13 protein-coding genes are annotated in these 15,783 nt (G+C 33.5%); 1 reads left to right on the top strand and 12 read right to left on the bottom strand.

Annotated features, from left to right (window positions below; genetic code table 11):
• Positions 1–19 precede the first annotated feature (19 nt).
• The 9 genes from KA830_RS07580 to fapR all read right to left on the bottom strand — a co-directional run bounded on the left by KA830_RS07580 (position 20) and on the right by fapR (position 9,949).
• Positions 20–352: a putative DNA-binding protein gene (locus tag KA830_RS07580; protein ID WP_204180068.1), complete on the bottom strand. Its 333-nt coding sequence runs from the start codon at positions 350–352 to the stop codon at positions 20–22.
• The gene (gene ftsY / locus KA830_RS07575) at positions 339–1,574 is read right to left on the bottom strand and encodes a signal recognition particle-docking protein FtsY (protein WP_070037893.1); all 1,236 of its coding nucleotides are present in this window, start codon (positions 1,572–1,574) and stop codon (positions 339–341) included. Before ftsY ends, KA830_RS07580 begins: the two co-directional genes overlap by 14 nt.
• Positions 1,571–5,140: a chromosome segregation protein SMC gene (gene smc, locus KA830_RS07570; protein WP_204180069.1), complete on the bottom strand. Its 3,570-nt coding sequence runs from the start codon at positions 5,138–5,140 to the stop codon at positions 1,571–1,573. The genes ftsY and smc overlap by 4 nt, the downstream gene beginning before the upstream one ends.
• A 255-nt stretch (positions 5,141–5,395) precedes the next feature.
• The gene (rnc, locus tag KA830_RS07565) at positions 5,396–6,106 is read right to left on the bottom strand and encodes a ribonuclease III (RefSeq protein ID WP_371090939.1); all 711 of its coding nucleotides are present in this window, start codon (positions 6,104–6,106) and stop codon (positions 5,396–5,398) included.
• Between the two features lie 249 nt (positions 6,107–6,355).
• On the bottom strand, positions 6,356–6,589 hold the full coding sequence (locus KA830_RS07560) for an acyl carrier protein (protein WP_019467939.1): 234 nt from the start codon (positions 6,587–6,589) through the stop codon (positions 6,356–6,358).
• Positions 6,590–6,751: 162 nt separating this feature from the next.
• Positions 6,752–7,489 (bottom strand): 3-oxoacyl-[acyl-carrier-protein] reductase, encoded by a 738-nt coding sequence (fabG, locus tag KA830_RS07555; protein ID WP_204180070.1) that lies wholly within the window; start codon positions 7,487–7,489, stop codon positions 6,752–6,754.
• Positions 7,482–8,408 carry an ACP S-malonyltransferase gene (gene fabD / locus KA830_RS07550; RefSeq protein WP_046208662.1) on the bottom strand — a complete coding sequence of 309 codons (927 nt, stop codon included), beginning with the start codon at positions 8,406–8,408 and terminating at the stop codon, positions 7,482–7,484. The genes fabG and fabD overlap by 8 nt, the downstream gene beginning before the upstream one ends.
• Entirely contained in the window at positions 8,401–9,387 is a 987-nt protein-coding gene (plsX, locus tag KA830_RS07545) for a phosphate acyltransferase PlsX (RefSeq protein WP_046208663.1), read from the bottom strand. Before plsX ends, fabD begins: the two co-directional genes overlap by 8 nt.
• Positions 9,380–9,949, bottom strand: a complete 570-nt coding sequence (gene fapR, locus KA830_RS07540; protein WP_046208664.1) for a transcription factor FapR — start codon at positions 9,947–9,949, stop codon at positions 9,380–9,382. The genes plsX and fapR overlap by 8 nt, the downstream gene beginning before the upstream one ends.
• Positions 9,950–10,239: 290 nt before the next feature.
• On the opposite strand from fapR, the gene KA830_RS07535 reads away from it, so the two are divergent.
• Positions 10,240–11,799, top strand: coding sequence for a M4 family metallopeptidase (locus tag KA830_RS07535; protein ID WP_204180071.1), 1,560 nt, complete (start codon positions 10,240–10,242; stop codon positions 11,797–11,799).
• Between the two features lie 50 nt (positions 11,800–11,849).
• Here KA830_RS07535 and recG read toward each other — a convergent pair whose 3' ends face one another.
• Genes recG through sdaAB form a run of 3 tightly spaced genes read right to left on the bottom strand, consistent with a single transcriptional unit; the run spans position 11,850 to position 15,445 of the window.
• Entirely contained in the window at positions 11,850–13,895 is a 2,046-nt protein-coding gene (gene recG, locus KA830_RS07530; RefSeq protein ID WP_204180072.1) for an ATP-dependent DNA helicase RecG, read from the bottom strand.
• A 1-nt stretch (position 13,896) separates the two neighbouring features.
• Entirely contained in the window at positions 13,897–14,766 is an 870-nt protein-coding gene (gene sdaAA, locus KA830_RS07525) for an L-serine ammonia-lyase, iron-sulfur-dependent, subunit alpha (RefSeq protein ID WP_046208667.1), read from the bottom strand.
• A gap of 13 nt (positions 14,767–14,779) precedes the next feature.
• Positions 14,780–15,445, bottom strand: coding sequence for an L-serine ammonia-lyase, iron-sulfur-dependent subunit beta (gene sdaAB, locus KA830_RS07520; RefSeq protein ID WP_046208668.1), 666 nt, complete (start codon positions 15,443–15,445; stop codon positions 14,780–14,782).
• Positions 15,446–15,783 lie beyond the last annotated feature (338 nt).

Here is a 15,783-nt window from a genome sequence, read left to right as displayed (position 1 = left end):
CCCTCCTTTATACTCTCAATTATTCCAAATCTTCAAGCGTTTGAAGATACTGTTCAATTATTTCTGGCTCATCAATATGCTTTTTGATCGCTTCATATATGTTTTGTCGTTTTTCAAAATTTTGATAAAGGCCTAGTTTCATTTCATAATCTTCTACTAAATCACCAGTTCTTCTTATGTTATCATACACTGCTTGGCGGCTCACATCAAACGTATCTGCAATCTCACTTAAAGAATAATCTTGTAGATAAAATAGTTCTAGATAGTTACGTTGTTTTTCCGTTAATAATGATTGATAAAAATCAAATAAATAATTCATACGTATGGTCTTAATTAAATCATTTTGTGTCATCTGTATGACCTTCATTCTGTACATCCGTGCTATCTGTATGATCATCCGCAGCATTTGAATCATCAACATTTTGTTCAATCATATCAGCAAACAGTCCATATACATAGCTTTCTGGATTAAATGGTTGTAAATCATCTAATTTTTCACCTAAACCAACATATTTAACTGGTATTTTTAATTCATTACGTATCGCTAAAACGATACCGCCTTTTGCAGTACCATCCAGTTTAGTTAATACAATACCAGTCACATTCGTAACCTCTTTGAATGATTTAGCTTGGGACAAGGCATTTTGTCCAGTAGTAGCATCTAAACAAAGTAGGACTTCATGAGGCGCTTCAGGTACTGCTCTACCTATCACACGTTTTACTTTTTCTAGTTCATTCATCAAATTAGATTTGTTTTGTAAACGGCCAGCAGTATCACATATTAAAATATCTACACCCTTACTTTTAGCTGCATTAATGGCATCATACATAACTGCTGCAGGATCCGAACCTTCTTTTTGACTCATTACTTCTACGCCAACACGCTCTCCCCAAATTTTGAGTTGTTCAATAGCACCAGCTCTAAAAGTATCACCAGCTGCTAGCATCACTTTCTTACCTTCAGCTTGGTAGCGATGTGCTAATTTACCAATTGTTGTCGTTTTGCCCACACCATTGACACCTACCATTAAAATGACATTTAACCCTTCATTTTCAATGTTCATAATTTCTGAGTGTTCATCGTCTTGATGATAGATTTCTACAATTTTTTCTACGATAACTTCTCGCAAATCTTCAGTTTCTGAAATATTACGACGTTGTGCTTCGGTACGTAATTCTTCTACGAGTTCCATCACTGTGTTAAAACCAACATCTGCAGTTATTAACATTTCTTCCAGTGCTTCAAAGAAATCTTCATCAACTTTACGATAACGTGCAATTAAATTGTTTAACTGTTCTTGGAAATTTTCACGCGACTTTTCTAATCCAGCTCTAAATTTTGCACCAAGTTGTTGCGCTTCAATTTCTTCAAAGTCCTCAATTGAAATTAAACCGTCGTCATCAAAATCAGCTTCTTTTAATTTTTTTGGCTGCTTTGTTTTTTCCTTAGGCGCTTCGGATGATTGAGGTTGATCTACATCTAATTCAGATTGTTGTTCTTGTTCTAATTCGTCTGGTTTTTGATTTTCTGCAGACGTTGTGAATTTATCTTTTAGTCGTTTGAAAAAGCTCATACTTGTTCCTCCTTAATGACTTCATCAATCGTATTTAAATTGACACTTACTAATTTTGATACACCTGACTCTTGCATCGTTACACCGTATAAGCGATCAGAAAATTCCATTGTACCCTTACGATGTGTAATGACTATAAACTGAGTTTGGTTTGATAATGCTTTTAAATATTGTGCATAACGTATAACATTGGCTTCATCTAAGGCTGCTTCTACTTCATCTAAAATGACAAATGGTGCCGATCTCACTTTTAAAATAGCGAACAACAAAGCAATTGCACTCAAAGCACGTTCCCCACCACTTAATAGTGATAGGTTTTGCAGTTTCTTACCTGGTGGTTGAACAATAATATCTACCCCTGCTGATAAATAATCATCATCTGTCAAGCGCAACTCTGCTTGTCCTCCACCGAATAGTGATTTAAATACTTCAGAAAAATGACCTTGTACAGCGTGAAAAGTCTCTTTAAATCGTTCTTTCACTTCATTATCCATTTCTTCTATTAATTGTTCTAACGTCGCTTTGGCTGCTCTTAAATCAGCACGTTGTTCATTCAAGAATGTATAGCGTTCGTTGATTTCTTCAAATTGTTCAATTGCATTTAAATTTACGGGGCCTAATTCTTCTATAGACATTTTGGTTAATTTTACTTTTTTTCGTAAACTGTCAATATCCTCTTCTAGTGTATATATTTCACTTGCCCGTTCATAAGTAAGATGATACTGCTCGCTCAAATGGTCTATCGCATGATTGATTAGCACATCTAAACGAGATTGTTCTGCTTTAATATCTTGGTAACGATTTTCAATCGATAAAATATCTTGATTTGCTTCTTCCAACTTACGCTCTGTTGTCTCAATTGTATCATTCAAAGTTTGGCGTTGTGATTTAATAGTAGCCAAGTCTTCTGTTAATTGCGCTTTATTACTTTTACTTTGTTCAATATTATTTTGAATCGTTTCGAAAGCTTTTTCACCAGTTATCTCATCCGAATTAAATAATTCAATTTGCTCACTCAATTTTTGTTTTTGCTCTTTTAATTGTTTAAGTTGATGCGTTAACCTTGTTTCCGTTTGCTTTTGAGTACTTAATCTTTCTTTAACTACTGCTAAATCAGATTGTTTTTGATGTAATTTTTGTTGTATTAACGTTGTACTCTCTTTACCTTCTTTTGATAATTTTGTATAGATATTAATATCTTCTTCTAATTTTTGCAATTGCGTTTGGATTGTTGCCAATTGCGCTTTTTTTTCATTTAAGGTTTGCTTACTTGTTTCACTTTGGTAACCATCATTTTTCTCAAATTCAAATTCTTCATGCTCATTTTTTAAATGTGTTTCTTGTTTACGTAATCTATCTAATTCTAAGTCAAATTTATGTACGTTTTGTTTTATCGTATTATAACTTTGACTCGTATCGAAATAAGTATTACTTAACGCATCGGCTTCTTCTTTAATTGCTTGAAATTGTTTTTCAAATGAAGCAGTTTGTTGCTGATAATCTACTAATTGCGCACGCATTGTTGAGAGCTCATCTTTTTGAGATAAAATGCTCTTAGTTTTACGATCACCACCACCAGTCATAGAACCTCCTGGATTTACAATATCTCCCTCTAACGTTACGATACGTGTTCGATACCGAATTTTTCTAGCTAATTCGTTAGCATTTTTTAAGTTGTCTACAATTATTGTATTGCCTAATAAATTTTGAATCACATGTTTATAATCATTTTCAACTTGTATCGCACTTGAAGCAACGTTCACAAAACCAATTGAATTATTAGCTATCTTCAAAATATCGCTGGCAATATTACGAGGTTGAATGACGTTTAATGGTAAAAATGTAGCTCTTCCTAGACCATTTTGTTTTAAATATTGTATTGCTTGACGACCATCTTTTTCAGAATCCACGATGATATGTTGTAGCGAAGCACCTAATGCAGTTTCAATCGCTTTCGTTAAATTCGAAGGTACTTGGATAACTTCTGCTACTGCACCACGGATGCCAGAAAGTTTATTATCTTTCATTTTCAATATGTGTTTTACACCATTGAAAAAATAACTATATTCTTCTTGTTGTGTTGCTAAACTATCAATACGTGATTTTAATTTTTCATTAAATCTGTATGCTTGATGTAATTTCTCTTCGTATTCATTTTGTTGATTTTTAAGTTGCGTTAGTTTTTTTTCATAAGATGCTAAATCACTTTCTGCTTTTTTCAACTCTTTTTTTGCGATTGAACTTTGTTTCTCTGTTTCAGTGATTTGAGTTTGAATATTTTTTAATTCCTTATAGGCATCAAGCAAGCGTGAATCTAAACGTGATTGCTTCGTTTCATTTTCTTGAATTGTATGCTCTAAAAAGCGTATATCATTATTGACATCTGATTGTTCTGACATGAGTTGATAGTATTCATCTTTTATTGATTCTAACTTTTCATCATGTTGTTCATCGGACACATAAAGTTGTGATTCATATTGTTGTATCTCTTCATTTAGATCATTTTGTTTCGTTTTTAACTGTTTGATTTGTTCTTTTACTTCTGATTGCTCTTGCTTTAAATTTGTCACTTGTGTCTCTATGCTTTCTTGTTCTTCTTCAAATCGTGCATTGGTTTGCGATTGATTCTTCTTACGTTCTTCCAACACATTCAATTGTCCAGCAAATTTTTCAACTTCTTCAGTCGCTTTAACAAGTTTAAAATTTAAAGATTCTATCGTTTCATCTAATTGTTGCCGTTCAGATTTATATTGATTTAATGATTGTGTATGCTGTGCCTTTTCCGCATCTTTTGAAGCTTGTTGACTTTTTAAGCGATTGAGATTTTCGTCTAGTTCATAAATATTTTGATTATATTGTCCAATATCATAAACAGTGACCAACACATCACTTTTTTCCATTTCACTAGACAGATGTTTATATTCTTTTGCTATTGCAGCTTCTTCACGTAATGGTTCGACTCGACCCTCTAAATCAAATAAGATATCTTCTACACGCGTCAGGTTATCTTCTGTTTGATCTAATTTTTGCACAGAAGTTGCCTTTCTTTTTTTATATTTTAGTACACCTGCAGATTCTTCCAATATTTGCCTTCTATCAATTGGCTTTGCATTAAGAATTTCATCTACGCGACCTTGAGATATTATACTGAATGCTTCTTTTCCTAATCCTGAATCTAAAAATAGTTCTATAATATCTTTAAGTCGTGATCGGTCATTATTTAAATAATATTCACTTTCCCCGCTTCTATATAAACGACGTGTGACTACGAGTTCTTCTGTATCAACATTTAATTTACCTGAACTATTATCTAATTTTAATTTTACTTCAGCAAAATTTTGAGCTTTTCTATGTTCTGCACCAGAAAAAATAATATCTTCCATTTTTGCGCCACGTAATGATTTAGCAGATTGTTCACCCAAAACCCACTTAATTGCATCTGTAATATTACTCTTACCACTACCATTAGGTCCTACTATTGCCGTGACACCTTCATCAAACTGTACATTTGTATGTTCAGCAAATGATTTAAATCCAAAGGCATCAATAGATTTCAAATATACCATGCTATTCTCCTTTAAAGTGTTTCTCAGATGCGAGATAAAAACAACGTAATGCAAATACGTTCATGCTCTCGCTTCTATATGATTAGTGCATCAATAAATTTGTCACAGCGACTTGCAATGATTACATGCTTTATTAACTCATCTATTAGAAATGCTTTCATATCATTCATTAACGCATCTTAAATTATTTACATTTTCGTCCAACATGCGCTAAATCGTCTGTAAGCTACACCACAATATACGATGGAACTGACATTAAACCTCTTTATTTTTCAAGAGTTTATAAGCACTTTCTGCTGCTTGTTGCTCTGATTCTTTTTTCGTTTTGCCTTTGCCTATCGCAACCGGCTTGTTTTCTAAAATCACTTCCGACGTAAATAAACGATGATGTGCAGGACCTTCTTCATTGATTAAACGATAAGTAACGTCACCTTTGTTTTGCTGATGCACATATTCTTGAAACTGTGTTTTAAAGTCGACGACACCATCCAGTTTATCGTCTTCCACAAATGGAAAAATCACATTTTCAGCAAATTTCCAAACAGCGGTTAGGCCTTGGTCCAAATACAGTGCACCTACAAAAGCTTCAAATGCATCTGATACAAGTGAGGGTCTTGTTCTACCACCTGTTTTTTCTTCTCCTTTACCTAACAAGATAAGTTCGTGTAATGCAATTTTATTCGCGAATATTACAAGTGAAGGCTCACAAACAATTGTCGCACGCATTTTCGTTAAATTACCTTCTGGTAACTCTGGATATTTGTCAAACAAATAGCGTGAAACCGTCAATTCTAATACCGCATCTCCTAAAAACTCTAAACGTTCATTATGATCTAATCTATCCATATTGAAATCATTGATAAAGCTCGAATGTGAAAATGCTTGTTGATATAAATTCACTTTATTAAAATTCAAATTTAATTCTTGCATTTTTTTTGAAAACTTTTCTTGGAATGCATTAACCATTTCCTTTTTTTTATGATTCGTCAATACTTTTCCACCTCAATTTAAAGTAATTTTGTATATACTTATGCCTTTATATTTTACGTGAATTTATTATAAAACTAAAGGGAAAACTGCTAATCATACATTCATTTTATCATTTATAGAACATTAACCCTCTTTAACGATTACTATTGATATGATTACTAAAGTTAACTGCTTTTTAATAGAAAAAATCTGAGCCGTAAAATCCACGACTCAGATATTTGTTTATTATTTTTCCATACTATTGATAAAGTTAACTGCATCACCAACAGTGTTGATTTTTTCAGCTTCTTCATCTGGAATTTCAGTACCAAATTCGTCTTCTAATTCCATAACTAATTCAGCAATATCAAGTGAGTCAGCGCCTAAATCATCTTTGAAAGATGCATCTTGAGTTACTTTTTCAGCGTCAACACCTAAACGGTCAACGATGATATCTTTTACTTTGTCGAAGTTTTCCACGTCGATTCACCTCCTTTTAAAAGCCTATGATAGACTTTTATATTTTCCCATTTTATCGATTGAAATACAAGTAGTATTTCAATGAATTACATACTTAGAGCATGACATACATCCATAAGTCATATCAAGTCATGTTCAAAATGGTATGTCCGTACAGTTACACTATTCCATAAACATACCACCATTGACATGTATTGTTTGACCAGTAATATATTTTGCTTTGTCTGAAGCTAAAAATATTACTGTATTTGCAATATCAGTGTCTTCTCCAAATCTTGCTAATGGAATTTGTTGCAACATTTGATCTTTTAAATCATCTGATAATGCATCTGTCATGTCAGATACAATAAATCCTGGTGCAACGGCATTAACTGTGATATTTCTTGAAGCTAATTCTTTCGCAGCAGATTTAGTCAATCCAATAACGCCTGCTTTTGTTGCAACATAATTAGCTTGGCCTGGATTTCCTACTGCACCAACTACACTAGATAAATTGATGATTGACCCACTTTTTTGTCTTAACATTTGTGGTGTAACCTTTTGAATACAGTTAAATACACCTTTTAAATTAGTGTCGATAACGTCATCCCATTCACTTTCTTTCATACGCATCAATAAATTATCTCTAGTAATACCTGCATTATTGACTAATACATCGACTGTACCAAATTGGTTTACTACTTCTTTAATCATTGCTTTTACTTCATCGCCATTGGCAACATTAGCTTGAATTGCTAAGCTTTCTACACCTTTAGCTTTCACTTCTTCTACTACAGCCTCTGCTTTTTCTCTATTACCTGCATAGTTTACTGCTACGTTATAACCTTCTTCAGCTAACTGAATTGCTATACTACGACCAATACCTCTAGATGCTCCAGTTACTAATGCATTTTTAGTCATTTTCATTCCACCCTTTTACGTCTTCTAATGTTTGAATTGAAGTAAGCTTAACATCTCTATTTATTTTTTTTATTAATCCTGAAAGTACTTTACCTGGCCCAATTTCAATAAAATGGTCGACACCTTGATCAAGTAGCCATGTCACAGAATCTATAAATTGAACCGGAGAATATAATTGTTTAATCATATTCTCTTTAATTTCTTTAGCATCTGTTTCACCTTTAGCATTTACATTTTGTACCACTGGATAATTGGCGTCGTTCCATTCAAATTGTTCGATATAATTTGCAAAGTCCGATTCAATAACTTGCATCATGGATGAATGGAAAGGACCAGAAACGGCTAAAGGCATGACGCGTTTAGCACCCAAAGATTTTCCTTCAGCAACAAGTTGATCTATTAATGTTTTATGCCCTGAAACCACAATTTGTCCAGGTGCATTGATATTAGCAGGTTCTATGACTTCGTCTTCTGTTGAAAGTTGTTTGCAAATGTCATCAACTTCACTGTAATTTAATCCTAGGACAGCTGCCATGCTACCAACACCATCAGGAAAAGCTGCTGCCATCAATTGTCCACGTTTACGAACTATTTTTACCGCGTCCTCAAACTTTAATACGCCACTCGCTACTAGACTCGCGTACTCACCTAAGCTATGACCCATTGTATAATCTGCATCAATTTGTTTTAATGCCATTAATAAAGCGGTACTATGTGTAAGTAATGCTGGTTGTGTATTTTCAGTTTGGCCTAATTTACCTTCGGCATCTTCAAACATTGTTTCTAAGATATCAAAATCCAATTGTGCTTGTGCTTCATTTAGAATTGATGTTGCGGCATCACTTTCATTAAACAAATCACTAGCCATGCCTACTTTTTGTGACCCTTGTCCAGGAAAAATAATCGCTGTTTTACCCATTTTTTGACCCCACCGTTTCTCTCATTGTATCTACTATATTTAATTCTCCAGCAACCTTAGCTTGACGAATTGCTGAATAAAATGCCTTGGCATTAGAACTACCATGTGCTTTTACAACGATACCATTCAATCCTAGTAAAACTGAACCACCATATTCTGCATAGTCCATTTTTGTAGTTAACTCATTTAAATCTTTGCGTAAGACTAACGCTGCTAATTTATTTTTTAAACTACTTAAAAGTGTAGATTTCAACATTTTCCCTATAGATTTTGCTACACCTTCTAGATTTTTTAGGATCATGTTACCAGTATAGCCATCTGTGACAACGACATCTGCAGCATCATCCATTAATACTTTCGCTTCTACATTACCAGCAAAATGAAATTCTTGTTGTTCATCCATTAAATTAAACGCTTTTTTAGTTAATGTATTTCCTTTAGCTGCTTCAGTTCCTATATTAAGCAATGCTACAGAAGGTTGTTCAATATTACGTATTTTTTGTGCGTAAATATTGCCTAATTGTGCATATTGCAATAAGTGTTCTGCTTTAGCATCCGCATTTGCACCGACATCCATAAATACAAAACCTTTACCTGATACAGTAGGTAAAGTAAGCACTAATGCTGGTCTTTCTACACCTTTAATCCTACCAACAATAAATAGTCCTGCAGACATTAATGCACCTGTATTACCGGCTGATACACATCCATCCGCTTCACCAGATTTTACTGCTTCAGCCATGCGCACCATCGAACTATTTTTTTTCCGTTTAATTGCTCTTACAGGTTCATCTTCCATCGTTATCGCTTCTGTACAGTGACGTACTTCCACTCTTTCGTGATTAATATTACATTTATTTTGGTCTCCAAATAATATAATTTCTAAATCTTTAAAATCATTGACCGCTTTTTCAACAGCTTCTAAAACGATGCCAGGTGCGTCATCGCCACCCATCATGTCGATAGCTATTTTAACCATTTTGTTCATCCTCACTTGTATAATACATTTTGAATGTACCTCTAAATACTAAAGTATCTTTGACATACGAATTTACTTTTATCTTAAAATATTTATTCGTTATTTCGACAGCTTGTGCTTCAGCACGTACTGTATCGTTTAATTTAACTTGTTTTAAAAATGAAACATTACTTTCTTTAGTTAAAACGACTGGTTTATGTATAAGTGCCACACATAATGAATTGGCCTGTGCAAACAACACATGACCTCTGGCAATCTTATTTCTTGTAAATACTGAATCTTCATCAATATTAATCAGAGATGTTGCTTGATGATCTGGTTCAACGTTAATCACATCACCTATGATTTCACTTCCATCAATAGATCGAATACTTTCATGATTTTTTCTCGCAACGGATTTTATTCTTTTTCTCAATTCAGGAATATTTAAGTGTGTACGATCCAACCTTATTGTTTGGATACTGACTGAAAAAAGACTGCTTAAATCAAGATCAGTAATAAAGGGATTTTTTTCTATTTCTTTTTTTATCGCTTCACGACGTTCTTGTTTTTTTAACTTCATAGTTTACTACTCCCTAATTTTAGTACCAAGTCTTAAACATTCCTAACATATCATAACACTTTCTATTTCAATTGCTCAACTAAAAACATAAGACTTTCTCCATTATATTGAGTTAAAGCTGAACACTTTTATAACCAAAGCAAAAAAGTTTTTAAAGTTAATATATAACTTTTAATAATAATATGTTAAATTATATAAAAATAAAATTTATCGTTTTTAAAACGCTTAACTATTAAAATATTTTCAGAAATACATAGATTATTCATTCCAATTCAAAGGGGTTGTAAACATTGAAAAAAGTAGTGACCAATGCATTGCTATCTGCAACATTTTTTGCAGCTTTTTCCACTCAGAGTAACGCAAAAGAAATCAATAGTATCGTTCCTGAAAACTTAGAAAGTTCAACTGAAACAAAAATTTCCAATAAAATAGATGTAGAACATTTCCTACAAAACAACGCTACATCTGTGCTCAATACAAATAAAACTAAAACAGAATCTATTAATAAAAATGCATTTAAACAATACAAAGTAATCAATAGTAGTGTTGATTCAACTGGCGTTAAACATTATGAATTAAAACCAAAAATCAATCATATTTTAGCTAATGATAGCACAATTAAAGTCCATGTGAACTCTGATGGAAACGTATCACTTATCAATGGTCATATACACAGACAACATATCGACGTTAATAATACGGTGAAACTATCTTCTTCCCAAGCAGAAAAATTAGCCTTTAAAGCAATTGGTAAAAAAAGCAATGACGTTACAAACATCGATGGCTTTAAAGTAGTGTCTAAAAACAAACTAGATGTTAATAGTAAAAAAGAAAGATATATATATAATATAGAATTAAATTACATATCTCCTAAGCCTGCACATTGGCAAATACAAGTTGATGCTAGCACTGGGGAAATATTAAAAAAACAAAATGTGATTGAACACGCTTTAGAAAAAGGCTCTGGTATCGGAGTGAATGGTGATAAAAAATCACCACTTTATGTATCTAGCAACAATGGACAATATACTTTAAATGATACAACGACAGATGCACATATTAATACTGAAAGTGCCAATGGAACCACTGATCAATTTTCTCCTATCATAAATGATTCAAAATATTTTGATGAAAAACAACAACGTCCTGGCGTCGATGCACACTATTACGCAAAAGCAGTTTATGATTATTATTTAAATACACATGATAGAAATAGTTACGACGATAATGCTGCTGATATTAATTCAGTTGTCCATTTTGATAAGAACTATAATAATGCAGCATGGACCGGACAATATATGGTTTACGGTGACGGTGATGGTCAAACATTTAATCCCTTATCAGGCGCTAAAGATATTGTTGCTCATGAATTAACACATGCGGTAACTGAAAGAACTGCTAATTTAGAATATGTAAATCAATCGGGTGCACTCAACGAATCTTTCTCAGATGTATTTGGGTATTTTATTGACCCTGACAACTGGCTGATGGGTGAAGATGTATATACTCCCAATCAAGATGGTGACGCTTTAAGAAGCTTAAAAGATCCAGAAAAATACGATCAACCAGCACATATGGATCAATTTTATACTGGCGCTGAAGATAATGGTGGTGTCCATATTAATAGTGGTATTCCAAACAAAGCTGCATATCTAACGATACAATCAATTGGTAAAGAAAAAGCTGAGCAAATATACTATCTCGCATTAACTCAATATTTGACGTCCAATGCTGAATTTTCTGATGCCAAAATTGCCTTAAAACAAGCAGCAGATGAATTATATGGCCATAATAGTAACGAATCACAATCTGTAACACAAGCATGGACTAAAGTAGGTGTAGGCTCTTAAATATTAAAAAACAGCAGTTTAGCAAATGACATGCTAAATTGCTGTTTTTGTTAATCAAAACTAGTATATAGTAAATTATCTTCTACAAATGTTCTTAATCTTTGATACTCATCTTCAAAAAATGCACCGGATTGAATTAATTCTGCTGCCTCATCTCTCGCTACTTCTAACATTTTATAATCTTCAACAACATTCGCTACTAAAAAGTCAGGTAACCCACTTTGTTTCACACCAAAGAAATCACCAGGTCCTCTCATTTCTAAATCACGTTCACTTAATTCAAAACCATCTGTTGTTTGTGTCATTACATTCATACGTTCTATCCCTGTTTCAGTTTTCGGTGAAGCAATTAATACACAATAGCTTTGGTGTTCACTTCTACCAACACGTCCTCTTAATTGATGTAAAGTCGATAATCCAAATCGATCCGCATCATATATCATCATAAATGTTGCATTTGGGACGTTAACTCCTACTTCTACCACTGTCGTTGACACTAATATATCAATTTCATGATTACTAAATTGTTGCATCACTTGATCTTTTTCTTCTGAGGTTAATTTACCATGAAGTAGTCCAACTTTTCCTTTACCATAATAGGCTTGTAAAGATTCGAACAATTCAACTACATTTTGTACATCTTCTAAATGCTCTGAACTTTCTATCAATGGACAAATCACATATGCTTGTCTACCTTTTTTTAATTCAGCAGACATTTGTTGTAATACACTTTCATATGCTTCATGTTTAGACCAAGAGGTTATAATAGGTTTCCTACCCTTTGGTAACTGTTTGATTGAGGATACATCCATTTCTCCAAAAACAGAAATTGCTAATGTGCGTGGAATAGGTGTCGCTGTCATAAACAAAACGTTTGTCATCGCGCCTTTTTCTCTCAGCAATTGTCGTTGATTGACACCAAAACGATGCTGTTCATCTGTAATTACAAGGCCCACATTATTAAAGACAACATCATCTTGAATAAGCGCATGTGTACCAATAATACAATCTATCTCATTTTGCTCGAGCTGTTCCAACAAAATTTTGCGTTTTTTCCCTTTTACTGAACCTGTAAGTAAAGCAATGTTCATTCTGTCACCAAAGATTTCTGCAAGACTTTCAGCATGCTGTTCTGCAAGTATTTCCGTAGGTACCATTAAAGCAGATTGATAACCTGCTGTTTTTAATGCATACATACAAATTGCAGCTACGACTGTTTTTCCCGATCCAACATCACCTTGTAACAATCTATGCATGCGAATAGGCGCTTTTAAATCTCTAAATATCTCGTTTACACTTTGCTTTTGTGCCTCAGTTAATTCAAATGGTAAACATGATATAAAATTTCTTACTAATTGAATATCATAATCAATTTCGATTGCGTCATCTGATATTTTTTCCAACCTATTTAGCCATTGCATTCTAAGTTCAAACATAAATAATTCAATAAATGCGTAAGTTCTTCTCGCTTTGAGCAATGAAGTTTTGTCCGGTGCAAGGTGTAATGTTTTGATTGTATCTTCTAGTGTTTCTAATTTATATTTTTCTCTCAATGAATCTGATATCCATTCATGAATCGTAACATGTTCTAAAACTTGCCTAATCATATCACGTAATGGTTTTTGCTTTATCCCTTCTTTAATTCGATAAATGGGTTCAAATTGTACATCTTCCATTGCTGGTTGATTAAAAAACATTCGATTTCCGATAATTTCTTGCTTATTTCTATTCCATTTTCCTTTAATCGTAACCGTTTGGTGTAGTTCTAGTTTCTTTTTCAAGTAGGGTTGATTAAAAAATACACATTTTACTGCAATATTGTTAACCATTAAATGAACTGTCAACTTAGATTTATTCCTACCAAAAAAAGCGACAGTGGGTGTTGAGTATACTTCCCCAACAACAGTCACCATCGCTTGATCCTCTGCTTCATTCAAGTCAACTACAGTATTGTCTTCATAACGCGTTGGTAAATATAAGATTAAATCTTCTACTGTATAAATGTTCAATTCATTTAATACCGCTAACCGCTTAGGACCTAAACCCTTGATTTGTGATAATGGAAATGGGCTTTCTATTAAATTGACTTTTGACATTTTAATCACCAAATATTTCTTGTTTTAAACGCTGTCCTGTCGGTGTGCCTGCTAAACCTCCACGACCAGTTTCACGCAACGCTGAAGGCATCGTTTGCCCTATTTTATACATTGCTTCTATTACTTCGTCTGTCGGGATTCTGGAAGTTACACCTGCTAATGCCATATCGGCTGAGACGATTGCATTAGATGCCCCAGCTGCATTTCTTTTTACACAAGGTACTTCTACTAATCCAGCTACAGGGTCACATACTAAACCTAGCATATTTTTCAAACAAATTGCAAAAGCTTCCGAAGATTGTTGTGGTGTACCACCTGCAAGCTCAACTGTCGCACCTGCAGCCATAGCTGCGGCCGATCCAACTTCTGCCTGACAACCACCTGCTGCACCAGATATCGATGCATTATTTGCTACAACAAATCCAAATGCGCCTGAAGTTAATAAGAAATTCAACATATCTTTACGTGTAGGTTCTAATCGTGGTTTCAAACCAAACAGAACCCCAGGAACGACTCCAGCTGAACCAGCCGTTGGTGTAGCACAAATTTTACCCATTGCTGCATTTACTTCATTTGTTGCTACTGCTTTGCTCACAGCATCTAATAATGTTGCACCAGATAAAGATTTACCTGTTTTTAAATATTCTTTTATTAAAACAGCGTCTCCACCTGTTAGACCAGTCGTTGAAGTTACGCCTTCTAAGCCTTCATCTAATGCATTTTCCATAGTTTGTAAATTTTTATCCATATGTGCATATACTTCTTCTTCTGATAAACCAGTAACTTCCATTTCTTGCTCAAGCATCACTTCATATATTTTTTTATCTTCTGTCTCACATTTTTCAATGAGTTCTTTTACACTTTTAAACATTGATATCCCTCCATTAGGCGTCGCCCATGAGTGAGACTGTCACTACACCATCGACGTTTTTTATTTTTTCTATTATTTCATCATTGATAGCATCATCTAATTCACATGTCATTAATGCTTGGTCACCTTTTTCTTTTCTTGAAACTTGCATGCTGCCAACATTAATACTGGAATCACCTAATATATTAGCTACACGGCCGATCGTACCAAATGTATCTTTATGGAATACTAAAAGTGCTGGATAGTTACCACTAATTGCAATACTAAAACCATTGATTGCAACAACTTCTATCTTACCGCCACCAATAGACACACCTTCAACAGAAATTTCTTTTTCTCCGTCTCTCATATTAATAATTGCAGTGTTTGGGTGAGAGCGTTCTTCTGCCATTTCAATAAAATTCACTTTCATGCCAATTTCTTCAGCAGTCTCTAAACTTTTTTGGATTCGATCGTCGTCTGTATCATATCCTAATAAGCCACCCACAAGTGCTACATCTGTACCATGGCCCTTATATGTTTCCATAAATGACCCATACAAATATATATCAACTTGTTTTGGTATTTGATTAAATAAATCTTTAGCTACTAAGCCAATTCTGACTGCACCTGCTGTATGTGAAGATGATGGACCAACCATTGTTGGACCAATTATATCGAAAACTGTTTTATATTTCATAATGGATACCCCACCCTTATTTTTAATCATTCTAAAGTGTTGCGCTTACATTTTATTTGCACCTTTATTATTATAACAATTTAAGTTAACATTATAAACTAATTTTAGTTGTACTGCTTTTAATTCAAAATTATTACAAATTGCACACTATTGTGAATTGAATACACATATAAACATAATGAAAATAATTATTCTTTACCGTGAATATTATTACGATATTTACATCTATTTAGTATATACTTCTTTAAACATTAACTTCACCCATTTTTTTGCGTCAAAATAAATATACGTAACCAGATATGACACATACCTAATTACGTATATTGATAGAAATTTTT

Origin of the sequence: Staphylococcus sp. GDY8P119P, assembly GCF_017892075.1 — a bacterium.
GTDB classification, from domain to species: Bacteria; Bacillota; Bacilli; order Staphylococcales; family Staphylococcaceae; genus Staphylococcus; species Staphylococcus ureilyticus.
The sequence above is the reverse complement of the archived record's forward strand: the minus strand, read 5'-3'. Positions and strand labels throughout refer to the sequence as shown.

What these genes read in the sequence shown, in the direction of transcription:
- rnc (WP_371090939.1), bottom strand. Translation starts at nt 6,106, where the DNA reads ATGGTTAATGCATTCCAAGAAAAGTTTTCAAAAAAAATGCAAGAATTA.
- sdaAB (WP_046208668.1), bottom strand. Translation starts at nt 15,445, where the DNA reads ATGAAATATAAAACAGTTTTCGATATAATTGGTCCAACAATGGTTGGT.
- sdaAA (WP_046208667.1), bottom strand. Translation starts at nt 14,766, where the DNA reads ATGTTTAAAAGTGTAAAAGAACTCATTGAAAAATGTGAGACAGAAGAT.
- recG (WP_204180072.1), bottom strand. Translation starts at nt 13,895, where the DNA reads ATGTCAAAAGTCAATTTAATAGAAAGCCCATTTCCATTATCACAAATC.
- fapR (WP_046208664.1), bottom strand. Translation starts at nt 9,949, where the DNA reads ATGAAGTTAAAAAAACAAGAACGTCGTGAAGCGATAAAAAAAGAAATA.
- fabD (WP_046208662.1), bottom strand. Translation starts at nt 8,408, where the DNA reads ATGGGTAAAACAGCGATTATTTTTCCTGGACAAGGGTCACAAAAAGTA.
- fabG (WP_204180070.1), bottom strand. Translation starts at nt 7,489, where the DNA reads ATGACTAAAAATGCATTAGTAACTGGAGCATCTAGAGGTATTGGTCGT.
- KA830_RS07580 (WP_204180068.1), bottom strand. Translation starts at nt 352, where the DNA reads ATGACACAAAATGATTTAATTAAGACCATACGTATGAATTATTTATTT.
- ftsY (WP_070037893.1), bottom strand. Translation starts at nt 1,574, where the DNA reads ATGAGCTTTTTCAAACGACTAAAAGATAAATTCACAACGTCTGCAGAA.
- plsX (WP_046208663.1), bottom strand. Translation starts at nt 9,387, where the DNA reads ATGGTTAAAATAGCTATCGACATGATGGGTGGCGATGACGCACCTGGC.
- smc (WP_204180069.1), bottom strand. Translation starts at nt 5,140, where the DNA reads ATGGTATATTTGAAATCTATTGATGCCTTTGGATTTAAATCATTTGCT.